The organism is Methylorubrum extorquens, assembly GCF_024169925.1.
Lineage (GTDB): Bacteria > Pseudomonadota > Alphaproteobacteria > Rhizobiales > Beijerinckiaceae > Methylobacterium > Methylobacterium extorquens_A.
This window is the reverse complement of record NZ_JALJXF010000001.1, coordinates 4,960,758-4,976,768: the sequence shown is the minus strand read 5'-3', so window position 1 is coordinate 4,976,768 and position 16,011 is coordinate 4,960,758. Positions and strand designations below refer to the sequence as shown.

General features: G+C 69.1%; 16 protein-coding genes. 9 read left to right on the top strand and 7 right to left on the bottom strand.

Going from position 1 to position 16,011, the window contains the following annotated elements; all coding sequences use genetic code 11:
- Window positions 1-56: 56 nt before the first annotated feature.
- The gene (gene recO / locus J2W78_RS23170; protein WP_253373901.1) at window positions 57-797 is read left to right on the top strand and encodes a DNA repair protein RecO; all 741 of its coding nucleotides are present in this window, start codon (window positions 57-59) and stop codon (window positions 795-797) included.
- A gap of 121 nt (window positions 798-918) precedes the next feature.
- Window positions 919-3,165 (top strand): DNA topoisomerase IV subunit A, encoded by a 2,247-nt coding sequence (parC, locus tag J2W78_RS23165; RefSeq protein ID WP_253373900.1) that lies wholly within the window; start codon window positions 919-921, stop codon window positions 3,163-3,165.
- A gap of 64 nt (window positions 3,166-3,229) precedes the next feature.
- On the opposite strand, the gene infA is transcribed toward parC, so the two are convergent.
- Window positions 3,230-3,505: a translation initiation factor IF-1 gene (gene infA, locus J2W78_RS23160; protein ID WP_003600463.1), complete on the bottom strand. Its 276-nt coding sequence runs from the start codon at window positions 3,503-3,505 to the stop codon at window positions 3,230-3,232.
- 327 nt (window positions 3,506-3,832) lie between these two features.
- Entirely contained in the window at window positions 3,833-4,945 is a 1,113-nt protein-coding gene (locus J2W78_RS23155; protein WP_253373899.1) for a branched-chain amino acid ABC transporter substrate-binding protein, read from the bottom strand.
- A gap of 168 nt (window positions 4,946-5,113) precedes the next feature.
- Here J2W78_RS23155 and J2W78_RS23150 point away from each other — a divergent pair, with 168 nt between their 5' ends.
- The 4 genes from J2W78_RS23150 to J2W78_RS23135 all read left to right on the top strand — a co-directional run bounded on the left by J2W78_RS23150 (window position 5,114) and on the right by J2W78_RS23135 (window position 7,816).
- Window positions 5,114-5,437, top strand: coding sequence for an XdhC family protein (locus J2W78_RS23150; RefSeq protein WP_253373898.1), 324 nt, complete (start codon window positions 5,114-5,116; stop codon window positions 5,435-5,437).
- 67 nt (window positions 5,438-5,504) lie between these two features.
- Complete coding sequence (locus tag J2W78_RS23145) at window positions 5,505-6,221, top strand: XdhC family protein (protein WP_253373897.1); 717 nt, start codon at window positions 5,505-5,507, stop codon at window positions 6,219-6,221.
- Between the two features lie 4 nt (window positions 6,222-6,225).
- Window positions 6,226-7,236 (top strand): molybdopterin-binding protein, encoded by a 1,011-nt coding sequence (locus tag J2W78_RS23140; protein ID WP_253373896.1) that lies wholly within the window; start codon window positions 6,226-6,228, stop codon window positions 7,234-7,236.
- A complete protein-coding gene (locus J2W78_RS23135; RefSeq protein ID WP_253373895.1) occupies window positions 7,223-7,816 on the top strand; it encodes a nucleotidyltransferase family protein in 594 nt (197 codons plus the stop codon). The genes J2W78_RS23140 and J2W78_RS23135 overlap by 14 nt, the downstream gene beginning before the upstream one ends.
- Here the strand turns inward: J2W78_RS23135 and J2W78_RS23130 are convergent.
- On the bottom strand, window positions 7,813-7,983 hold the full coding sequence (locus tag J2W78_RS23130; protein ID WP_253373894.1) for a DUF2256 domain-containing protein: 171 nt from the start codon (window positions 7,981-7,983) through the stop codon (window positions 7,813-7,815). The genes J2W78_RS23135 and J2W78_RS23130 overlap by 4 nt on opposite strands.
- A 212-nt stretch (window positions 7,984-8,195) precedes the next feature.
- On the opposite strand from J2W78_RS23130, the gene J2W78_RS23125 reads away from it, so the two are divergent.
- A complete protein-coding gene (locus J2W78_RS23125; protein WP_253370468.1) occupies window positions 8,196-9,632 on the top strand; it encodes an IS1182 family transposase in 1,437 nt (478 codons plus the stop codon).
- 501 nt (window positions 9,633-10,133) lie between these two features.
- On the opposite strand, the gene J2W78_RS23120 is transcribed toward J2W78_RS23125, so the two are convergent.
- Window positions 10,134-11,486: a transposase gene (locus J2W78_RS23120; protein ID WP_253368010.1), complete on the bottom strand. Its 1,353-nt coding sequence runs from the start codon at window positions 11,484-11,486 to the stop codon at window positions 10,134-10,136.
- Window positions 11,487-11,611: 125 nt separating this feature from the next.
- On the bottom strand, window positions 11,612-12,478 hold the full coding sequence (locus tag J2W78_RS23115) for a methionyl-tRNA formyltransferase (protein ID WP_253373893.1): 867 nt from the start codon (window positions 12,476-12,478) through the stop codon (window positions 11,612-11,614).
- A gap of 166 nt (window positions 12,479-12,644) precedes the next feature.
- Between J2W78_RS23115 and J2W78_RS23110 the strand changes: the two genes are divergently transcribed.
- Window positions 12,645-13,379: an SDR family NAD(P)-dependent oxidoreductase gene (locus J2W78_RS23110; RefSeq protein ID WP_253374123.1), complete on the top strand. Its 735-nt coding sequence runs from the start codon at window positions 12,645-12,647 to the stop codon at window positions 13,377-13,379.
- Between the two features lie 53 nt (window positions 13,380-13,432).
- Here the strand turns inward: J2W78_RS23110 and bcsS are convergent, their stop codons facing one another.
- Entirely contained in the window at window positions 13,433-14,194 is a 762-nt protein-coding gene (bcsS, locus tag J2W78_RS23105) for a cellulose biosynthesis protein BcsS (protein WP_301290546.1), read from the bottom strand.
- A 251-nt stretch (window positions 14,195-14,445) separates the two neighbouring features.
- Between bcsS and J2W78_RS23100 the strand changes: the two genes are divergently transcribed.
- The gene (locus J2W78_RS23100) at window positions 14,446-15,078 is read left to right on the top strand and encodes an exopolysaccharide biosynthesis protein (protein WP_301288639.1); all 633 of its coding nucleotides are present in this window, start codon (window positions 14,446-14,448) and stop codon (window positions 15,076-15,078) included.
- A gap of 209 nt (window positions 15,079-15,287) precedes the next feature.
- Here J2W78_RS23100 and J2W78_RS23095 read toward each other — a convergent pair whose 3' ends face one another.
- Window positions 15,288-15,998 (bottom strand): ABC transporter ATP-binding protein, encoded by a 711-nt coding sequence (locus J2W78_RS23095; RefSeq protein ID WP_253373890.1) that lies wholly within the window; start codon window positions 15,996-15,998, stop codon window positions 15,288-15,290.
- Window positions 15,999-16,011: the final 13 nt, after the last annotated feature.

Here is a 16,011-nt window from a genome sequence, read left to right as displayed (position 1 = left end):
ACAGGCCTCCCGCTCACCATGCTCCCATGCAGCGAAAAAGCGACTATCTGTCTCCCATGCAATGGATCGACGATGGCCTGGTGATCGGCCTGCGCAAGCACGGCGAGACCGGGGTCGTGCTCGAACTGATGACGCCGGAGCACGGGCGCCATCTCGGGCTCGTCCATGGCGGGCGCTCGCGGCGGATGCAGCCGATGCTCCAGCCCGGCAACATGCTCCGCGCGACATGGCGGGCGCGGCTCGACGGGTCGCTCGGCTCCTACGTGGTCGAGCCGCTGACCCTGAACGCCTCGCGGCTGATGGATTCGGGCCTCGCGCTCTACGGGGTCGCGCATCTCTCGGCGTTGCTGCGGCTCCTGCCCGAACGCGATCCGCACCCGGCGCTCTACGCGGCGGCGCAGATCCTGCTCACTCATCTCGACGATCCCGAGATAGCCCCCGCGCTGATGGTGCGGTTCGAACTGGCGCTGCTCGCGGGGCTCGGCTTCGGCCTCGACCTGTCGCATTGCGCGGCCACGGGCGCCAACGACGCCCTGGTCTACGTGTCCCCGAAGAGCGGGCGCGCGGTCAGCGCCTCGGCGGGCGAGCCCTATCGTGACCGCCTGCTGGCTCTGCCGCCCTTCCTGCGCGACCGCGACCAGCCCGGCAGCGGCTGGCGCACACCCGACGTGCATGACGTTCGGGAGGGGTTTACCTTGGCGGGGTATTTCCTCGATCAGCACGTCTGGCGCCCGCGGGCACAGGCGACGCCGGAGGAACGCGCACGATTCGTCGCACTCAGCACTGGCCAGAGCTGATCGTGTTCGTGTTATGTTCCTATGCGTTTCTAGAGGCGCTGTAACCCGTAGGAACGGGGAGCGGTGGCGGACGCCGATGCAGGGTCGGCGTCCGGACTGAACTGACGATGTGGAGTGAGTGATGGGCCAGCCCGTCCTGCCGCCGCCGAGCGACGGCATCGAGAGCGTCGAGCTGAAGACGGCGCTGGAGGAGCGCTACTATGCCTATGCGCTCTCCACGATCATGCAGCGCGCGCTGCCCGATGCCCGCGACGGCCTGAAGCCGGTGCACCGGCGCATCCTCTACGGCATGCGCCTCCTGCGGCTCGACCCCACCTCGGCGTTCAAGAAGTGCGCGAAGATCGTCGGCGACGTGATGGGTGACTTCCACCCGCACGGCGACCAAGCGATCTACGACGCGCTGGTGCGCCTCTCCCAGGACTTCGCCCAGCGCTACCCGCTGGTCGATGGCCAGGGGAACTTCGGCAACATCGACGGCGACGGTCCGGCGGCCTACCGCTACACCGAGGCGCGGCTCACGGAAGTCGCCCGCCTGCTGCTCGACGGGATCGACGAGGACACGGTCGATTTCCGCGCCTCCTACAACGGCGAGAAGGAGGAGCCGATCGTCCTGCCGGCGGCCTTCCCGAACCTGCTCGCCAACGGCAGCCAGGGCATCGCGGTCGGCATGGCGACCTCGATCCCGCCGCACAACGCCGCCGAACTCTGCGACGCGGCGCTCTACCTGATCCAGAACCGCGAGGCGACCTCCGAGCAGCTCTGCACCTTCGTGCAGGGGCCGGACTTCCCCACCGGCGGCATCCTGATCGATACGCCTGAGACCATCCGCGAGGCCTACCGCACCGGTCGCGGGGGTTTTCGCGTGCGGGCCCGCTGGGCCAAGGAGGATCTCGGCCGCGGCACTTGGAACATCGTCGTCACCGAGATTCCCTACGGCGTGCCGAAGGCGCGGCTGATCGAAAAGCTCGCCGACCTGCTTCAGGAGAAGAAACTGCCGCTGCTCGCCGACGTGCGCGACGAATCGGCGGAGGATGTGCGCGTGGTGCTGGAGCCGCGCTCGCGCTCGGTCGATCCGGTGATGCTGATGGAGTCGCTGTTCCGGCTCTCCGAGCTGGAATCGCGGATTCCCCTGAACCTCAACGTGCTCGTCGGCGGCGTCGTGCCCCGCGTCATCGGTCTCGCCGAGTGCCTGCGCGAGTGGGTCGATCACCGCCGCGTCGTGCTCCAGCGCCGTTCGAGCTACCGCCTCGGCCAGATCGAGCGCCGCCTCGAAATCCTCGGCGGCCTGCTCATCGTCTATCTCGACCTCGACGAGGTGATCCGCATCATCCGCGAGGAGGATGAGCCGAAGGCCGCGCTGATGGCGCGGTTTGAACTCACCGAGGTCCAGGCCAACGCGATCCTCGACACCCGCCTGCGCTCCCTGCGCAAGCTCGAAGAGATGGAGCTGAAGCGCGAGTTCGAGGCGCTGACCGCGGAGAAGGAGGGAATCGAGGGATTGCTGGCCTCCGAGAAGCTCCAGTGGACGGAGATCACCAAGCAGATCCGCGCGGTGAAGAAGACGTTCGGGCCCGAGACCAAGCTGGGCCGCCGCCGCACCACCCTGGAAAATCCGCCCGATACCGCCGGGATCGACTTCACCGCCGCCATGGTCGAGCGCGAGCCGATCACGGTGATCCTGTCCGAGAAGGGCTGGATCCGCGCGCTGAAGGGGCACGTTGCCGACCTGTCGGCAGTGACCTTCAAAGGCGACGACAGCCTGAAGGTCTCTTTCCTCAGTGAGACCACAGCGAAAATCCTGCTGCTCGCCTCGAACGGCAAGGTCTTCACCCTGGAAGCCTCGAAGCTGCCCGGCGGGCGCGGCTTCGGCGATCCGGTGCGGCTGATGGTCGATCTCGACGACGGCACCGAGATCGTCGCGGCCTTGCCCTACAAGCCGGAGAGCAAGCTGCTCGTCGCCGGCTCGGACGGGCGCGGCTTCATCGCCCCCTCCGACGCGCTGGTCGCCAACACCCGCAAGGGCAAGGCGATCCTCGGCCTCGACGAGGGGACGCGCGCGGTGCTGCTGGTGCCGGCCGAGGGCGACCACATCGCCGTCTGCTCGTCCGACAAGCTGATGTTGGTTTTCCCGGCCTCCGAAGTGACGGAACTCGGCCGCGGCAAAGGCGTGCGCCTGCAGCGCTGCCGCCAGAGCCAGCTCGCGGATGCCTGCGTCTTCACCCTGGCGGAAGGCCTGCCCTGGCGCGACGGCTCGGGACAAGCGCGGATCGCTCAAAGCGCGATGCTGGAGAAGTGGATGGGCCACCGGTCCGATGCCGGCACGCTGATGACCCGCAGCTTCCCGAAATTCGAGCGGTTCGGGAAGTAGGTTTTCGGGACTCTCGGGCGGTGCCCTGTGGGGCGCCGCTCGGCAGCTTGGTGGTCCGGCGCCTTTAACGGCGACGGAACTGCTGGCCGCCGCGCTGGGGCGGACGCGGACCGGAGCGCTCGTCCTTGTGACGGAACACGAGGCGGCCCTTCTCCAGATCATAGGGGGACATCTCGACGGTGACGCGGTCGCCGGCCAGAGTCTTGATGCGGTTCTTCTTCATCTTGCCGGCCGTGTAGGCGACGATCTCGTGCCCCTGGTCGAGCTGCACGCGGTAGCGCGCGTCCGGCAGGATCTCGACGACCAAGCCGTCGAACTGCATCAATTCCTCTTTTGCCATACATCTATCTCCAGCCGGGCTGCCTGCACGGGGCGCTCCGGCAAAATCAAAAATCGGTCTGTCGTGCGAAACGCGCGGCGCTGCGGGTCCGATCCGCTCGGGACGAGAGGCGTCAGCGCTGCCGGGCGTCGGGTGCCTTTCGCGAAACTCCCGGATCGGGGAGTCCTCCCTCCGGCCGGACGAGCGGCACGACGGGTGTTTCGCGAAGGGCACCAATCCTGCGACTTAAGCGTCGGAGGCGCTTTGTGCAAGAATATCCGCCACGCGATGAGCGCTGAACCTCGACGCCGGGCGGAATTTCGTAGCCTCCGCCGCCTCGTGACGGTCTCACGGCGAGACTTCGTTGCCGGCGAAGTCGAGCCGCCCGTCGGGAAGCCGGCGCCACACGGTGACCGAGAACGGCGGCTTCACGAGATCGCCGCCCGCGTCGAACGCCACCTCGCCGAGCACCGTGCGCAGAGAGGCGCCGCCATGGAGGTGAGCCGCGACCTTGGCCGGCTCGACCGAGCGCGCACCCTCGATCCCCTGCCGCACGACCTCGACCGCTGCGTAGGCCGGGCCGGCGAACATCTCGGCCTCCGGATTTCGCGGCGATCTCGTGCCCCTCGGCTCGGGCAGGCGGGGCGGGGCGGACGCCACCGTCATCAGCGTGCCTTCGGCGCCGGGGACCTGCGAAAAGTCCCGGTCGAGCAGCCCGTCGCTGCCGATCACGGTGGTCGTGAGACCGGCCTCGCGCATCGCCCGGATCAGCGCTCCGGCCGGCGCAGACAGGCCGCCGAAATAGATCGCCTCGATCCCGAGTGCCCGCAGCTTGGCCACGAGCGCCGCGATCTCGCGGTCGTCGCGGGAGACGCCCTCGAACAGGCGCTCCCCCCCGCCGCGGGTCTTGAGGGCGCGAACAGCCTCGTCGGCGAGCCCGCGGCCGAAGCTGGTCTTGTCGTGGACGATGGCGACCGGCTTGCCGCGGAACCGCTCGGCCAGCAGCGTGCCGCCGAGCGCACCCTGCTGCGCGTCGCTGCCCGAAAGCCGGAACAGCAGGCTGGCGCCCCGGCGCGTCAGCGGAGCCCAGGTCGCGCCGGGCGTGACCGTGACGATGCCGGCCTCCTCGTAGACCGAACTCGCCGCGGCGGCCGCGCCCGAGGTGAGCGGGCCGATGACGAAGCGCACGCCGCTGCCGGCGAACTTGCGGGCGACCGCCACCGCCTGTTTCGGATCGGCGGCGTCGTCCTGCACCACGAGCTGGAGCTTGCGCCCCAGCACCCCGCCGGCGCGGTTGATCTCGGCGACCGCCTGCTCGGCGCCGAGCCGCGCCCCCTGGCCGAAGCCGGCATCCGGCCCACTCAACGGCGCGGCGAGCCCGATCTTCAGCGGCTCGGCGGCGCTGGCGGGACCTGCGAGGATGAGGGCGAGAAGGGTTGCCAACGCGCTCCGCTTCGTCACACCAAGCTCCCGTCCGGCCGCCGGAAAATCCGCCGACCTTGATGAAGTCCGCCCGATGGCGTTGCAAGCGCCACCGTTGGCCGCATTGCGGAACGGGCCGGCACGCCTACCTCTCTCGTGACGGGACGGTCGGGGGCGGCGGAACCGGCATATCAGGACGTGAACCCCATGCTCTCCACCGAGGACGACATCCTGCGCGCCGCCGAGGGCTGGCGGCGCGAGGGGCGCGCGGTCGCGCTCGCCACCGTGATCCAGACCTGGGGCTCGGCGCCCCGCCCGGTCGGCAGCCATCTCGTCATCGACGGCGACAGCCGCTTCCTCGGCTCGGTCTCCGGCGGCTGTGTCGAGGGCGAGGTCATCACCGAGGCCCTCGATGTGATCGAGGACGGGCGCGCCCGCACCCTGGAATTCGGCGTCGCCGACGAGACCGCGTGGCGGGCCGGCCTCTCCTGCGGCGGCCGCATCCGCGTCTTCGTCGAACGCATCGACTGATTTTTTGTCAAACCTCCGCCGCTCCCATCGCGGGCGGCGGCCCGTCTCGCATCGAGCGACCCATTCCATGCGCCTCGACACCCTGTCGGCCCTCAACGCGGAGCGCGCGGCGCGCCGCCCGGTCCTGATCGTCACCGATCCCGAGGACGGCGGCCAGCGCCTCGTGCGCGCCGCCGAGATCGACGCCGACCCGCTTGGGCCCCTCCTGCGCGAACGCCTGCGCAGCGGGCGCAGCGGCCTCGGCGAGGGGCCGGACGGGCGCCCGGTCTTCGTCGCCGTCCACGCGCCGCCGGTGCGCTTCGTCGTCGTCGGCGCCGTGCACATCTCCCAGGCGCTGGTACCGCTTGCGAGCCAGCTCGGCCTCGATCTCACGGTGATTGATCCGCGCACGGCCTTCGCCAGCCCGGAGCGGTTTCCCGGCGTGCGGCTGATCGCCGAATGGCCGGACAAGGCACTCGAAGAGATCGGGCCGCTCGACGCCTACACGGCGTTGGCCGCGCTGACCCACGATCCCAAGATCGACGATCCCGCCCTCGTCGCGGCCCTGCGGGCGGACTGCGCCTATATCGGCGCGCTGGGCTCGCGAAAGACCCATGCCCGGCGCATCGAGAGGTTGAAGGAAGCGGGGTTCGACGCGGCGGTAATCGGCCGGATCCACGCGCCGATCGGGCTCGACATCGGCGCCGTCTCGCCCGCCGAGATCGCGCTGTCGATCCTCGCCCAGGTCGTCGCGACCCTGCGCCAGGATCGCATCAAAGCCCCCGACGCGGCGGCGGGACGCTGAACCCATGCAGTTCGGACCCGTCGCGACCCGCGACAGCGCGGGGCTCATCGCCGCCCATACCGTGCGCGCCGAGGGCGCCAGCCTGAAGAAGGGCCGGCCGATCCTCGCCGAGGAGGCCCTGCGCCTTGCCGAATCCGGAATCCCCGAGATTCTGGCGGTCCGGCTCGATCCCGGCGATGTCGGCGAGGATGCTGCGGCGGCCCGCCTCGCCGGGCATCTCGCCGGGGAGGGCCTGCGCGCCGAGCCGCCGTTCACCGGGCGCTGCAACCTGTTCGCGCAAGCCGCAGGCCTGTTCGTGGTCGAGCCGGCCGGGATCGACGCCGTCAACGCCGTGGACGAGGCGATTACGGTGGCCACCCTGCCGGCCTTCCGGCCGGTCGCCGCAGGCGAGATGGTCGCCACGGTGAAGATCATCCCCTACGCCGTCGCCGCCGCCCCGCTGGAGCGTGCGCTCGCCGCCGCCGCTGCGCCGCCGATGCGGCTCGCGCCCTATCGTCTCGCGCGGGTCGGGGTCGTTTCGACGCTGCTGCCCGGCCTGAAGGCGGCAACCGTCGCCAAGACCTTGCGCGTGCTGGCCGAGCGACTGGCCCCGACGGGTGCGCGAATCGTCGCCGAGGCCCGCGTGCGGCATGAGGCCGGCGCGGTCGCGGGCGCCATCGCCGGGGCGGTGGCGGAGGGAGCGGAGTTGGTCGTGGTGTTCGGTGCCTCGGCCATCGCCGACCGGCGCGACGTGATCCCCGCCGGGCTGGAGGCGGCGGGCGGCCGGGTCGAGCAGTTCGGCATGCCGGTCGATCCCGGCAACCTGCTGCTGCTCGGCGCTCTCGGCGCCGTGCCGGTGATCGGTGCGCCGGGCTGCGCCCGCTCGCCGAAGGAGAACGGCTTCGACTTCGTCCTGCACCGCCTGCTCGCGGGCCTCGCGGTGACGCGGGCCGACATCGTGCGCCTCGGCGTCGGCGGCCTGCTCACCGAGATACCGCTGCGCGGCCAGCCGAGGTCGGGCGGTGACGGGGTTTGAGCCGCGCATCGGCGCGGTGATCCTCGCCGCCGGCCTCGGCTCCCGCTTCGGGGGGGGCGCAAAGATGCTCGCGCCCTATGCCGGCCGCCCGATGGTGCGCCGCGCCGCCGAAGCCGCCCTGGCCTCGCGCGCCGGCCCCGTCGTCGCGGTGCTCGGCGCGCATGCCGCGGCGGTGAGGGCTGCGCTCGCCGGCCTGGACCTGAGGCTCATCGAGAACCCTGCCCCCGCCGCCGGCCTCTCGACCTCGCTGCGGCTCGGGCTGGCCGCCCTGCCGCCGGACACCGAGGCGGCGGTGGTGGTGCTCGGCGACATGCCGCGGATCGGGCCGGCGCATATCGATGCGCTGATCGCGGCCTATGCCGGCGCGACGCCGCGTCCCTCCGCCGTGGTGCCGGTGAGCGAGGGGCGCCGGGGCAACCCGGTTCTGCTCGACCTTGACCGCCTCGGTGCCGACCTCGCCGCACTGACCGGCGACAACGGTGCCGGGCCGATCCTGAAGCGGCGCAGCGACGTGCTGGAACTGCCGGCCGATCCGGCGGTGATCTTCGACGTCGACACCCCGGAGGCCCTGGGGGACTAAGTCTTCGGCTCTTTGCGCGCCTCGCGCTTCGCCTCCGTCCGGCAGCGGTCGGAGCAGTAGCGCACCTCGTCCCAGACCCGCTCCCACTTCTTGCGCCACGCGAAGGGGCGGCCGCACTGGGCGCAGATCTTTTGAGGGAGATCGCCCTTACGGCGCATCGGCGGCATTGGCTGGAGCATCGTCCCGAAAGGTGGCCACCGGCTTTCTGAAGAAGATGATGCAAAAACAAAAGGCGAGAGCATCGTCCTGGATCCGATATCTAGGACGATGCTCTCGGGGCAAAACCCAATCAGGTTGACCGTGGGAAGGGCAGCTGAGGGTGGAGGCTGTGTGAAAACGCTGCTGTTCTGATAGTCTCTGCGGGACGGCGGAGGCGGCTATGGCGCGTTTTGTTTGTGGTGCTGATCGCCATCAAGTCACGCTTCTGCCGAACCGGCTGGACGATTACGTATCCGAGGACAATCCGGTGCGCGTCGTCGATGCATTCGTCGACGAACTCGATCTCGCGGCTCTGGGTTTTGACGGCGTGGTGCCGGCCACGACGGGCCGGCCCGGCTACCATCCCGCGACACTGCTGAAGATCTACCTCTACGGCTATCTCCACCAAGTCGCCTCCAGCCGCCGCCTGGAGCGCGAGGCCGGCCGCAACGTCGAGCTGATGTGGCTGACCGGCCGCCTCGCCCCAGACTTCAAGACCATCGCCGACTTCCGGCGCGACAACGGTCCTGCGATCCAAGCCGCCTGCCGCCAGTTCGTGGTGCTGTGTCGCCAACTCGGCCTCCTGGCCGGTGGTGTCGTGGCGCTGGACGGCAGCCGCTTCAAAGCGGTGAACGCCCGTGATCGCAACTTCACCCCAGCCGCGGTCCGGCGCCGCATCGAGCAGGTCGAGGCGAGCATCGCACGCTATCTCGCCGCCCTCGACACCGCCGACCGCCAGGAAGACGAGGTCGCGCGCGTGCGCAAGGTGCGCATCGCCGAGCGTCTGGACGCCCTGCGGACGCGAATGCGCGAGTTGCAGGCGATGGAGACGCTCGTCGAGGCTGCCCCCGACCGGCAGATCTCGCTGACAGACCCGGACGCGCGGGCGATGGCCACGAGCGGTAAGGGCACGGGGATGGTCGGCTATAACGTGCAGGCGGTCGTCGACACCGAGCATCATCTGATCGTCGCGCATGAGGTGACCAACGTCGGGCACGACCGCACCCAGCTGGCGCACATGAGCCGCCAGGGCCAGGTGGCGACCGGGCATGAAGGGCTCAGCGTGCTGGCCGACCGGGGCTACTTCTCGGGCGAGGAGATCCTGGCCTGCGAGCAGGCCGGCATCGCGGTGACGCTGCCCAAGCCGCTGACCTCGGGCGCCAAGGCGGAGGGGCGCTTCGGCAAACAAGACTTCGTCTACGAGCCAGAGGCGGACGCCTACCGGTGTCCGGCCGGCGAGCGGCTCTCGTACCGTTACACGAACGTGGAGGGCGGACTGACGCTACGCCGCTACTGGACGACGGCCTGCCACGACTGCGCGATCAAGGCACGCTGCACGCCGGCCAAGGAGCGGCGGGTGACGCGGTGGGAGCACGAGGCTGTCTTGGAAGCCGTACAGCGCCGGCTCGACGCGGATCCTCATGCGATGCGCACGCGGCGCCAGACGGTCGAGCACGTGTTCGGGACGCTCAAAGGCTGGATGGGGGCGACGCACTTCCGGATGCGACGGTTGAGAAACGTGGCCACCGAGATGAGCCTGCAGGTCCTGGCCTACAATCTGAAGCGGGTCATGGCGATCCTCGGAACCGGGCCTCTCCTCACCGCCCTGCGGGCGTGAGGGCACGCGGCACCTCGCACCCCGTCACCAATCCGCGCCGACACACCCAACCGCGTTCTCACACAGCCTCGGTGGAAAGCAGACCCTGAAAAGTAGCATCAATCGCGAGTTCGGTGGGCCGCCCATGAAATCTGGGCTTCACGTTCTGCGTCTTGAGCATTGGAAAATAGTCCGGACTCAAAGTTGCATTGCCAAAAGCCGTTCGGCCAGAAACCATCATCTTCACTTGCTGGAACATAATACTGTTCTAGCGAATATCTAAAAATCTTCGGTTCCTCCCTCGTCTCGATAAGCAAGCGAGATTGAGAGGCTTCGTCGTGTATGGTTTTTATGATAGTCCAGACATTGCTATCGTCAATCCGTGGTGCCTCTGACATCTGATCGTCTCTGGGTGCTTGCATGTCTGTAAAGGGTCGATTTCGTTGAAAAACTCGGTGGCGGCCGAGATCGGCGACGGACAGGGGCGGTCTTTTCTCCTCGGCCCTGAGGCCTCCTTCCCAGTCAAGCCGGGCTCGGCTGCGGGACCGGGATGATCTTGGCGAGCTTCCTCAGGTTCTGGGCGGCGGCTGCGAGGTGGAACTCGTCCTTCGCTCCGTTCGGTCCTCGTAGCCGGAGGCGGTCCAGCTTCAGGATGCGCTTGAGGTGGGCAAACAGCATCTCGACCTTCTTCCGCTCGCGGCGTGAGGTTTTGCCTTCTTCAGATCGTGCGATGTCGCGAGCCATGTCTCGCGCTCCCTCGTAGATCGAGCGCGGGACTTTGCGCACCGGATCGTTCGGGCAACAGCGCGCCTTCAGTGGGCATGGCGTGCAGTCGAACTTGCTCGCTCGATACATCAACGTCGCCCCGTCGTTGACCAAGGTGCCGGTCGTCGTCAGCATCCGGCCCGCCGGGCAGCGATAGACGTCATTGGGCTGGTCGTAGGTGAAGTCAGCGCGTGAGAAGGTGCCGTCGGTGCGGGTCGACTTATCGAAGACGCTGATATGCGGCTCGATGCCCTGCTCGTAGACGAGCCAGCCCAGCATCTCGGCCGAGCCGTAGCCGCTGTCGCCCGCCAGCCGGGCCGGATAGAGATCGAAGCGCTCGCGTGAGCGCTCGATCATGCGTTTGGCCGCCGTGACCTCGGCCTGCCGGATGGCGGTGGTCGCCTCGACATCGACGATGACCGCGTGGTCGAGGTCGATCAAGTAGTTGGCCGTGTAGGCGAAGAACGCTTGCCCGCCGTGTGCTCCGGTCCAGCGAGCGGCCGGATCGGCGGGCGAGATGAACTTGGGTGGGACGGGCGTGGCGGCTCCGAAGGCGGCCTCGTCGAGGACGGCTAGATACTCCTGAGCGGCCCGGCTCACGGCCTCGGGCGGGAGACCGGCAGAGCCTTCGACCCCTTTCTGTCGGTTGGCGTCGGCCTTGATCAGGCTGCCGTCGACGGCAAAGCCCTCGCCACCGACCAGCCCTTCGGCGATGCAGCGGGCGAGCACACGCTCGAACAAGCGGCGTAGCAGATCGCTGTCGCGGAAGCGGCCGTGCCGGTTCTTCGAGAAGGTCGAGTGGTCCGGTACGCGGCCCTCCAGGCCCAGGCGGCAGAACCAGCGGTAGGCGAGATTGAGGTGAACCTCGTCGCAGAGCCGGCGCTCCGAGCGGATGCCGAGGCAGTAGCCGATGATCAGCATACGGATCATCAGCTCGGGATCGACCGAGGGGCGGCCCGTGGAGGCGTAGAACGGGGCCAACTCCTGGCGCAGGCTGGTGAGATCGACGAAGCGGTCGATAGAGCGCAGCAGATGGTCGGCGGGAACGTGGGTGTCGAGCGAGAACTCGTAGAACAGAGCACCCTGCTCGACTTGCCGAGGTCCCATCATCTGCGTCGATCCCTGCCTCACAACAGCAGTGAATCACCTCGCAAATGCCGCTGCAACAGCCGAGTTTTTCAACAGAATCGGTCGCAAGCAGCCCTTCGCACGGTCAAGCTGATTGGGTTTTGACCCTAGCGCCCGATCTGTCCGGCCTCGTTGAGCGGCACCGGGCTCCAGCGGGTGAGCTGCACATAGCCATCGCGGGCGGACACCACGATCTGGCGGCGGTAGCGGTGCACCACGGTGCCGGGGGCATGACGGTGGGCCTCCTGCCAGCCATCGGCGGCGGCGACGAAGATGCGGGCGTCGCCGAGACGGGCGATGGTCTCGATCGCGCCGAAGGCGCGCACGCGACGCAGCACCTCGGCGACGTCCTTGCGGAAGTCGAGGGTGCGGTCGGCGTCGTTCACCCGCGGCCAGTATGAGCCGTCGCCCTGCGGTTCCGCCTTGCGCCAGTGCTCGGCAAGATCCTTCCCGATCGGCCCGACGGCGAGGCGGCGGGCCGCCATCTGGCACTTGGCGAGCAGCGTCTCGTGGGTCTCGTGGCGATCGACGGGGAAGATGTCCTGGGCGAGGATGTCGCCGGTGTCGAAGCCCTGCTCGGCGAGGACGTGGGCGGTGACGCCCCAGCTCTCGTAGCCATCGAGAACCGCCTTGAAGAGCGGGTAGGGCCCCCGCCCCGTCGGCAGCGGCGAGGGATGGAGGTTCAGGGCGTAGCGCACCCGCCCGTGCCAGCCCCGCACGAGCCAGGGATAGCCGGAGACGACGAGGACCACGTCGCGGCCGTCCTCGTGCGCGAGCCGCTCGATGTCGTCGGGCAGCAACCGCGAGAGCTGGATCGGGATGCGGTGGCGCCGGGCCTGGGCCACCACGACCTCGTTGTGATCGTAGATGCCGTCGCAAGGGCGGGTGAACAGCTTCACCGGCGTCCAACCGGCCTCAATCAGCCCGTCGAACACGCCGCCGAGGAAGTCGATGCCGGCAAAGGCGAATTTCATGGGCAGAGACGTCCCGTGGCTGGCGACCCTGCGACGTTCGGCGCAGGGCGGCGGCGGCTTTGATCGGCTCCACGCCGATCAACTCCGCCTTAGCTAGTGGATTTCAGGCATGGGTGAAATCTTTGCGCGGAATCGTTGGGTGGACGCCGCCCGACAGGGGGGCTTCATGGAACGGGTGGTGATCTACGGCGGAACCGGCGGCATCGGCCTTGCCACGGCGCGAGCCCTGCGCGAACGGGGCACGGCCCTCCACCTCGTCGGCCGCGATCCGGAGCGCCTGGAACGGGCGGCCTCCGAACTCGGCGAGACCGGCTTCACCGCGGGCGACGTCACCGACCCGGCCCTGTACCCGCGCGTCGCCTCGGAGGCGGGCCCGCGCCTCGGCGGCCTCGTCTACGCGGTCGGCACGATTCAGCTCGCGCCTTTGGCCAAGCTCGACCCGGCACGCATCGAGGCGGATTTCCGCATCAACGCGCTCGGCGCCTTTCTGGCGGTGCAAGCGGCGGCCCCCGCGCTCAAGGCCGGCGCGGGAGAGGCAAGCGCGGGCGTGGTGCTGTTCTCCACCGTCGCCGTCGCGCAGGGGTTCTCGCACCATGCCTCGGTCGCCATGGCCAAGGGGGCGGTCGAGGGCTTGGCCCTCTCGATGGCCGCGGAACTCGCGCCCGCGATCCGGGTGAACGTCGTCGCCCCCTCGCTCACGCGAACGCCGCTCGCCGAATCCATCACCCGCAACGCGACGCTGGCCTCCGGCATCGCGTCGATGCACGCGCTCCAGCGCCTCGGCGAGCCCGAGGATGTCGCGGCACTCGCCGCGTTCCTCGTCGGCCCGGAGGCGGGCTACGTCACGGGGCAGGTCATCGGCGTCGATGGCGGGCGCTCCTCGCTGCGCACCAAGGGGTAAGCCGCCCTCACGCGTCGTCCCGGAAGGTGGCCGCCGGCTTTTGGAACGACGCCTTAAAGCGTGCTCCAGACGGCAAGGGAAACGTAGGGGCTCCACTGGTTGAGCGGCGTCTCGAGCTGGCCTCCGGCGGAGAGGCGGAAGCGGTAGCCGCCCATCGCGTAGTCGGTGACATGCAGCCCGACGCTCCATTTCCGGTAATCGGTCCGGTCGCCGTAGACCGCTGCCTCCGGGCCGAGATACGCGCCGAACAAGGCGGCGCCCCAGGACAGCCGGGCATAGGCGTCGCCGCGGGCGGAGCCGAGGATCACCGTCGCGGTCGCCAGCGTCGACTCGGTGGGTCGCGCCCAGACCTCGCCGTGCAGGCGCAGGCCCGCCCGCAGGGGGAGCGCCTGCACGAAGCCGGGGCCGGACAGCGCCTCCCACGAGGCTTCCGGGCCGGCGAACAGCGTCGCCGCTCCCCATTCGCGGATGAACTGGTAGCCGCCGAGCGCCGCCCCGAGCGCGGTGAAGCGCATCAGGACCGGCGCGCGGCCTCCGCCTTCCGGGCGAACGCCGCCCCCGGCCGTCACCAGCGCGACGGGGCCATCGCGGTCGAACCGATCGAAGACGAGCTTCGCTCCGGCTGCGGAAAAGGTGGAAGCGCCGGCTTCCATGCTGCCGAACAGCACGGTCCGAAGGGTGGCATCGTCACTGCGGGCCGGATCACAGGCGAAGAAAGCGGCCAGGACGAGGACAACGAGCGCGCGACGGCTTACGGCCCGCCGGGACGGAGCCGGGTGGCGCAAGCGATTAGGGGAGAATGCGCGTGTCGACATTGGAGGTCGCGCAGAAGTCGGCGGAACGACCAATGGTTGTCACAGCAAAAGGCTGTGGTTAAGAGAAATTTACAACTCACGTTAAGTTGTCGGTGAAGACATACTTGAAATAAGCATTACGGCGACTGAAGCAACCTGAGCGCGGGTCGCTTCCGTGTGGCACGGCACGCGCGCATGGGTCGGAGCGCTTGGCGGATGAGCCGGGTTGGGCTAGAGCCGCGCTCACCGAAAAATCCAACGGCCGAGCCGGTTTGTCCTCCGCTGCGCGCACTTCCGACGTTCTCACCATGCTTGCGAGCCAGGAGAGCGAGCGTCTGACCGTCGGCGACATCGTCGCCGTGCTGCGGGACCGCGCCTTCGCGCTGCTCGTGGTCCTGCTCGGCCTGCCCAATTGCCTGCCGATGCCGCCGCCGATCCCGCTGGTTTGCGGTCTGATCCTGCTCGTCATCGCCATCCAGATCGTGGCCGGGATGTCATCCCCGTGGCTGCCTCGGCGTCTGCTCGACCAGTCGATCGCCCGCGCGACGGTGGAGAAGGCGGTGAACCGGGCGGTGCCCTTGCTGCGTCGGCTGGAGCGCTGGTCGCGCCCGCGCCTGACCGTGTTCGACGGGGCCGTCGGAATGCGCGGCATGGGCGTGCTGATCCTGGCGCTGGCGCTGGCGCTCATCGTCGCCCCGCCCTTCTTCGGCCAGATCCCGCTCGGGCTCGCGGTCTCGCTGATCGGCCTCGGGCTGGTGGAGCGCGACGGATTCGTGGTGCTGATCGGCCTGTTGATCGGCGGCGTCGGCGTCGGGATCTCGATCGGCTTCGTCTACACCCTGTTCGCCAGCATCATGGGCGCCTTTGCCTGGCTCTCGCAGGCGATACCCAGCCTTGGGCTGTAGCGCGCCTCTCCAACCAGCGGCCGGCCCCTTTCCTGAATAAATCCGCTTTGCCGGCCGGTTCTGCGCGCCTTCGATCGGGACGGCGCCGCTTGCCGTAATCCGCGAGCGTCAACGAGGCGATGATTGCGGCGGCCCGGGGTGGATCGTCGGATACGGGATCACACCTGCCGACGCGGCCGCTGCACTGAAATCTCCGACGATCTACCTCTTTATGCCATCTGCTCGATCATCCCGTCGCGGATCGTCACGCGGCGGTCCATGCGGGCGGCCAGTTCCATGTTGTGGGTCGCGATCAGCGCCGCGAGGCCGGAGGCGCGCACGAGCTGGAGCAGGATGCTGAAGACCCGGCCGGCGGTCTGGGGGTCGAGGTTGCCGGTCGGCTCATCGGCGAGAAGCAGCCGGGGCCCGTTGGCGACCGCGCGGGCGATGGCGACGCGCTGCTGCTCGCCGCCCGACAATTCGGCCGGACGATGCGGCAGCCGCTCCTTCAGGCCGAGGAATCCGAGCAGTTCGGCCGCGCGCGCCTCCGCCTCCTTGCGGGCCAGCCCGCGGATGAGTTGGGGCAGCACCACGTTCTCCAGCGCCGAGAACTCCGGCAGCAGGTGGTGGAACTGGTAGACGAAGCCCATCTCTTCGCGCCGCAGGCGGGTGCGCTCGCCATCCGACATGCCGGCCGTCGGCTGGCCGCCGATATAGACCTCGCCGCCGTCCGGCCGCTCCAGGAGGCCGGCGACGTGGAGCAGGGTCGATTTGCCCGCGCCCGAGGGCGCGACCAGAGCGACCAACTCGCCGGGCCAGATCGCGAGATCGGTGCCGCGCAGGATTTCGAGCGTCCCCTCGCCCTGATGGTAGCGGCGCTGGACGCCGGCGAAGAACAGGGCCGGCACGGGCTGGGTGCCGCCGGCATTCGTCTGAGCCATATCGAGGGCGTTC

Excerpts from the sequence above, each read along its gene's own strand:
- parC (WP_253373900.1), top strand. The coding sequence starts at position 919 with ATGGGCCAGCCCGTCCTGCCGCCGCCGAGCGACGGCATCGAGAGCGTC.
- J2W78_RS23110 (WP_253374123.1), top strand. The coding sequence starts at position 12,645 with ATGGAACGGGTGGTGATCTACGGCGGAACCGGCGGCATCGGCCTTGCC.
- J2W78_RS23130 (WP_253373894.1), bottom strand. The coding sequence starts at position 7,983 with ATGCCGCCGATGCGCCGTAAGGGCGATCTCCCTCAAAAGATCTGCGCC.
- J2W78_RS23150 (WP_253373898.1), top strand. The coding sequence starts at position 5,114 with ATGCTCTCCACCGAGGACGACATCCTGCGCGCCGCCGAGGGCTGGCGG.
- infA (WP_003600463.1), bottom strand. The coding sequence starts at position 3,505 with ATGGCAAAAGAGGAATTGATGCAGTTCGACGGCTTGGTCGTCGAGATC.
- recO (WP_253373901.1), top strand. The coding sequence starts at position 57 with ATGCAATGGATCGACGATGGCCTGGTGATCGGCCTGCGCAAGCACGGC.
- J2W78_RS23120 (WP_253368010.1), bottom strand. The coding sequence starts at position 11,486 with ATGATGGGACCTCGGCAAGTCGAGCAGGGTGCTCTGTTCTACGAGTTC.
- J2W78_RS23140 (WP_253373896.1), top strand. The coding sequence starts at position 6,226 with ATGCAGTTCGGACCCGTCGCGACCCGCGACAGCGCGGGGCTCATCGCC.
- bcsS (WP_301290546.1), bottom strand. The coding sequence starts at position 14,194 with ATGTCGACACGCGCATTCTCCCCTAATCGCTTGCGCCACCCGGCTCCG.
- J2W78_RS23095 (WP_253373890.1), bottom strand. The coding sequence starts at position 15,998 with ATGGCTCAGACGAATGCCGGCGGCACCCAGCCCGTGCCGGCCCTGTTC.
- J2W78_RS23125 (WP_253370468.1), top strand. The coding sequence starts at position 8,196 with ATGGCGCGTTTTGTTTGTGGTGCTGATCGCCATCAAGTCACGCTTCTG.
- J2W78_RS23145 (WP_253373897.1), top strand. The coding sequence starts at position 5,505 with ATGCGCCTCGACACCCTGTCGGCCCTCAACGCGGAGCGCGCGGCGCGC.
- J2W78_RS23115 (WP_253373893.1), bottom strand. The coding sequence starts at position 12,478 with ATGAAATTCGCCTTTGCCGGCATCGACTTCCTCGGCGGCGTGTTCGAC.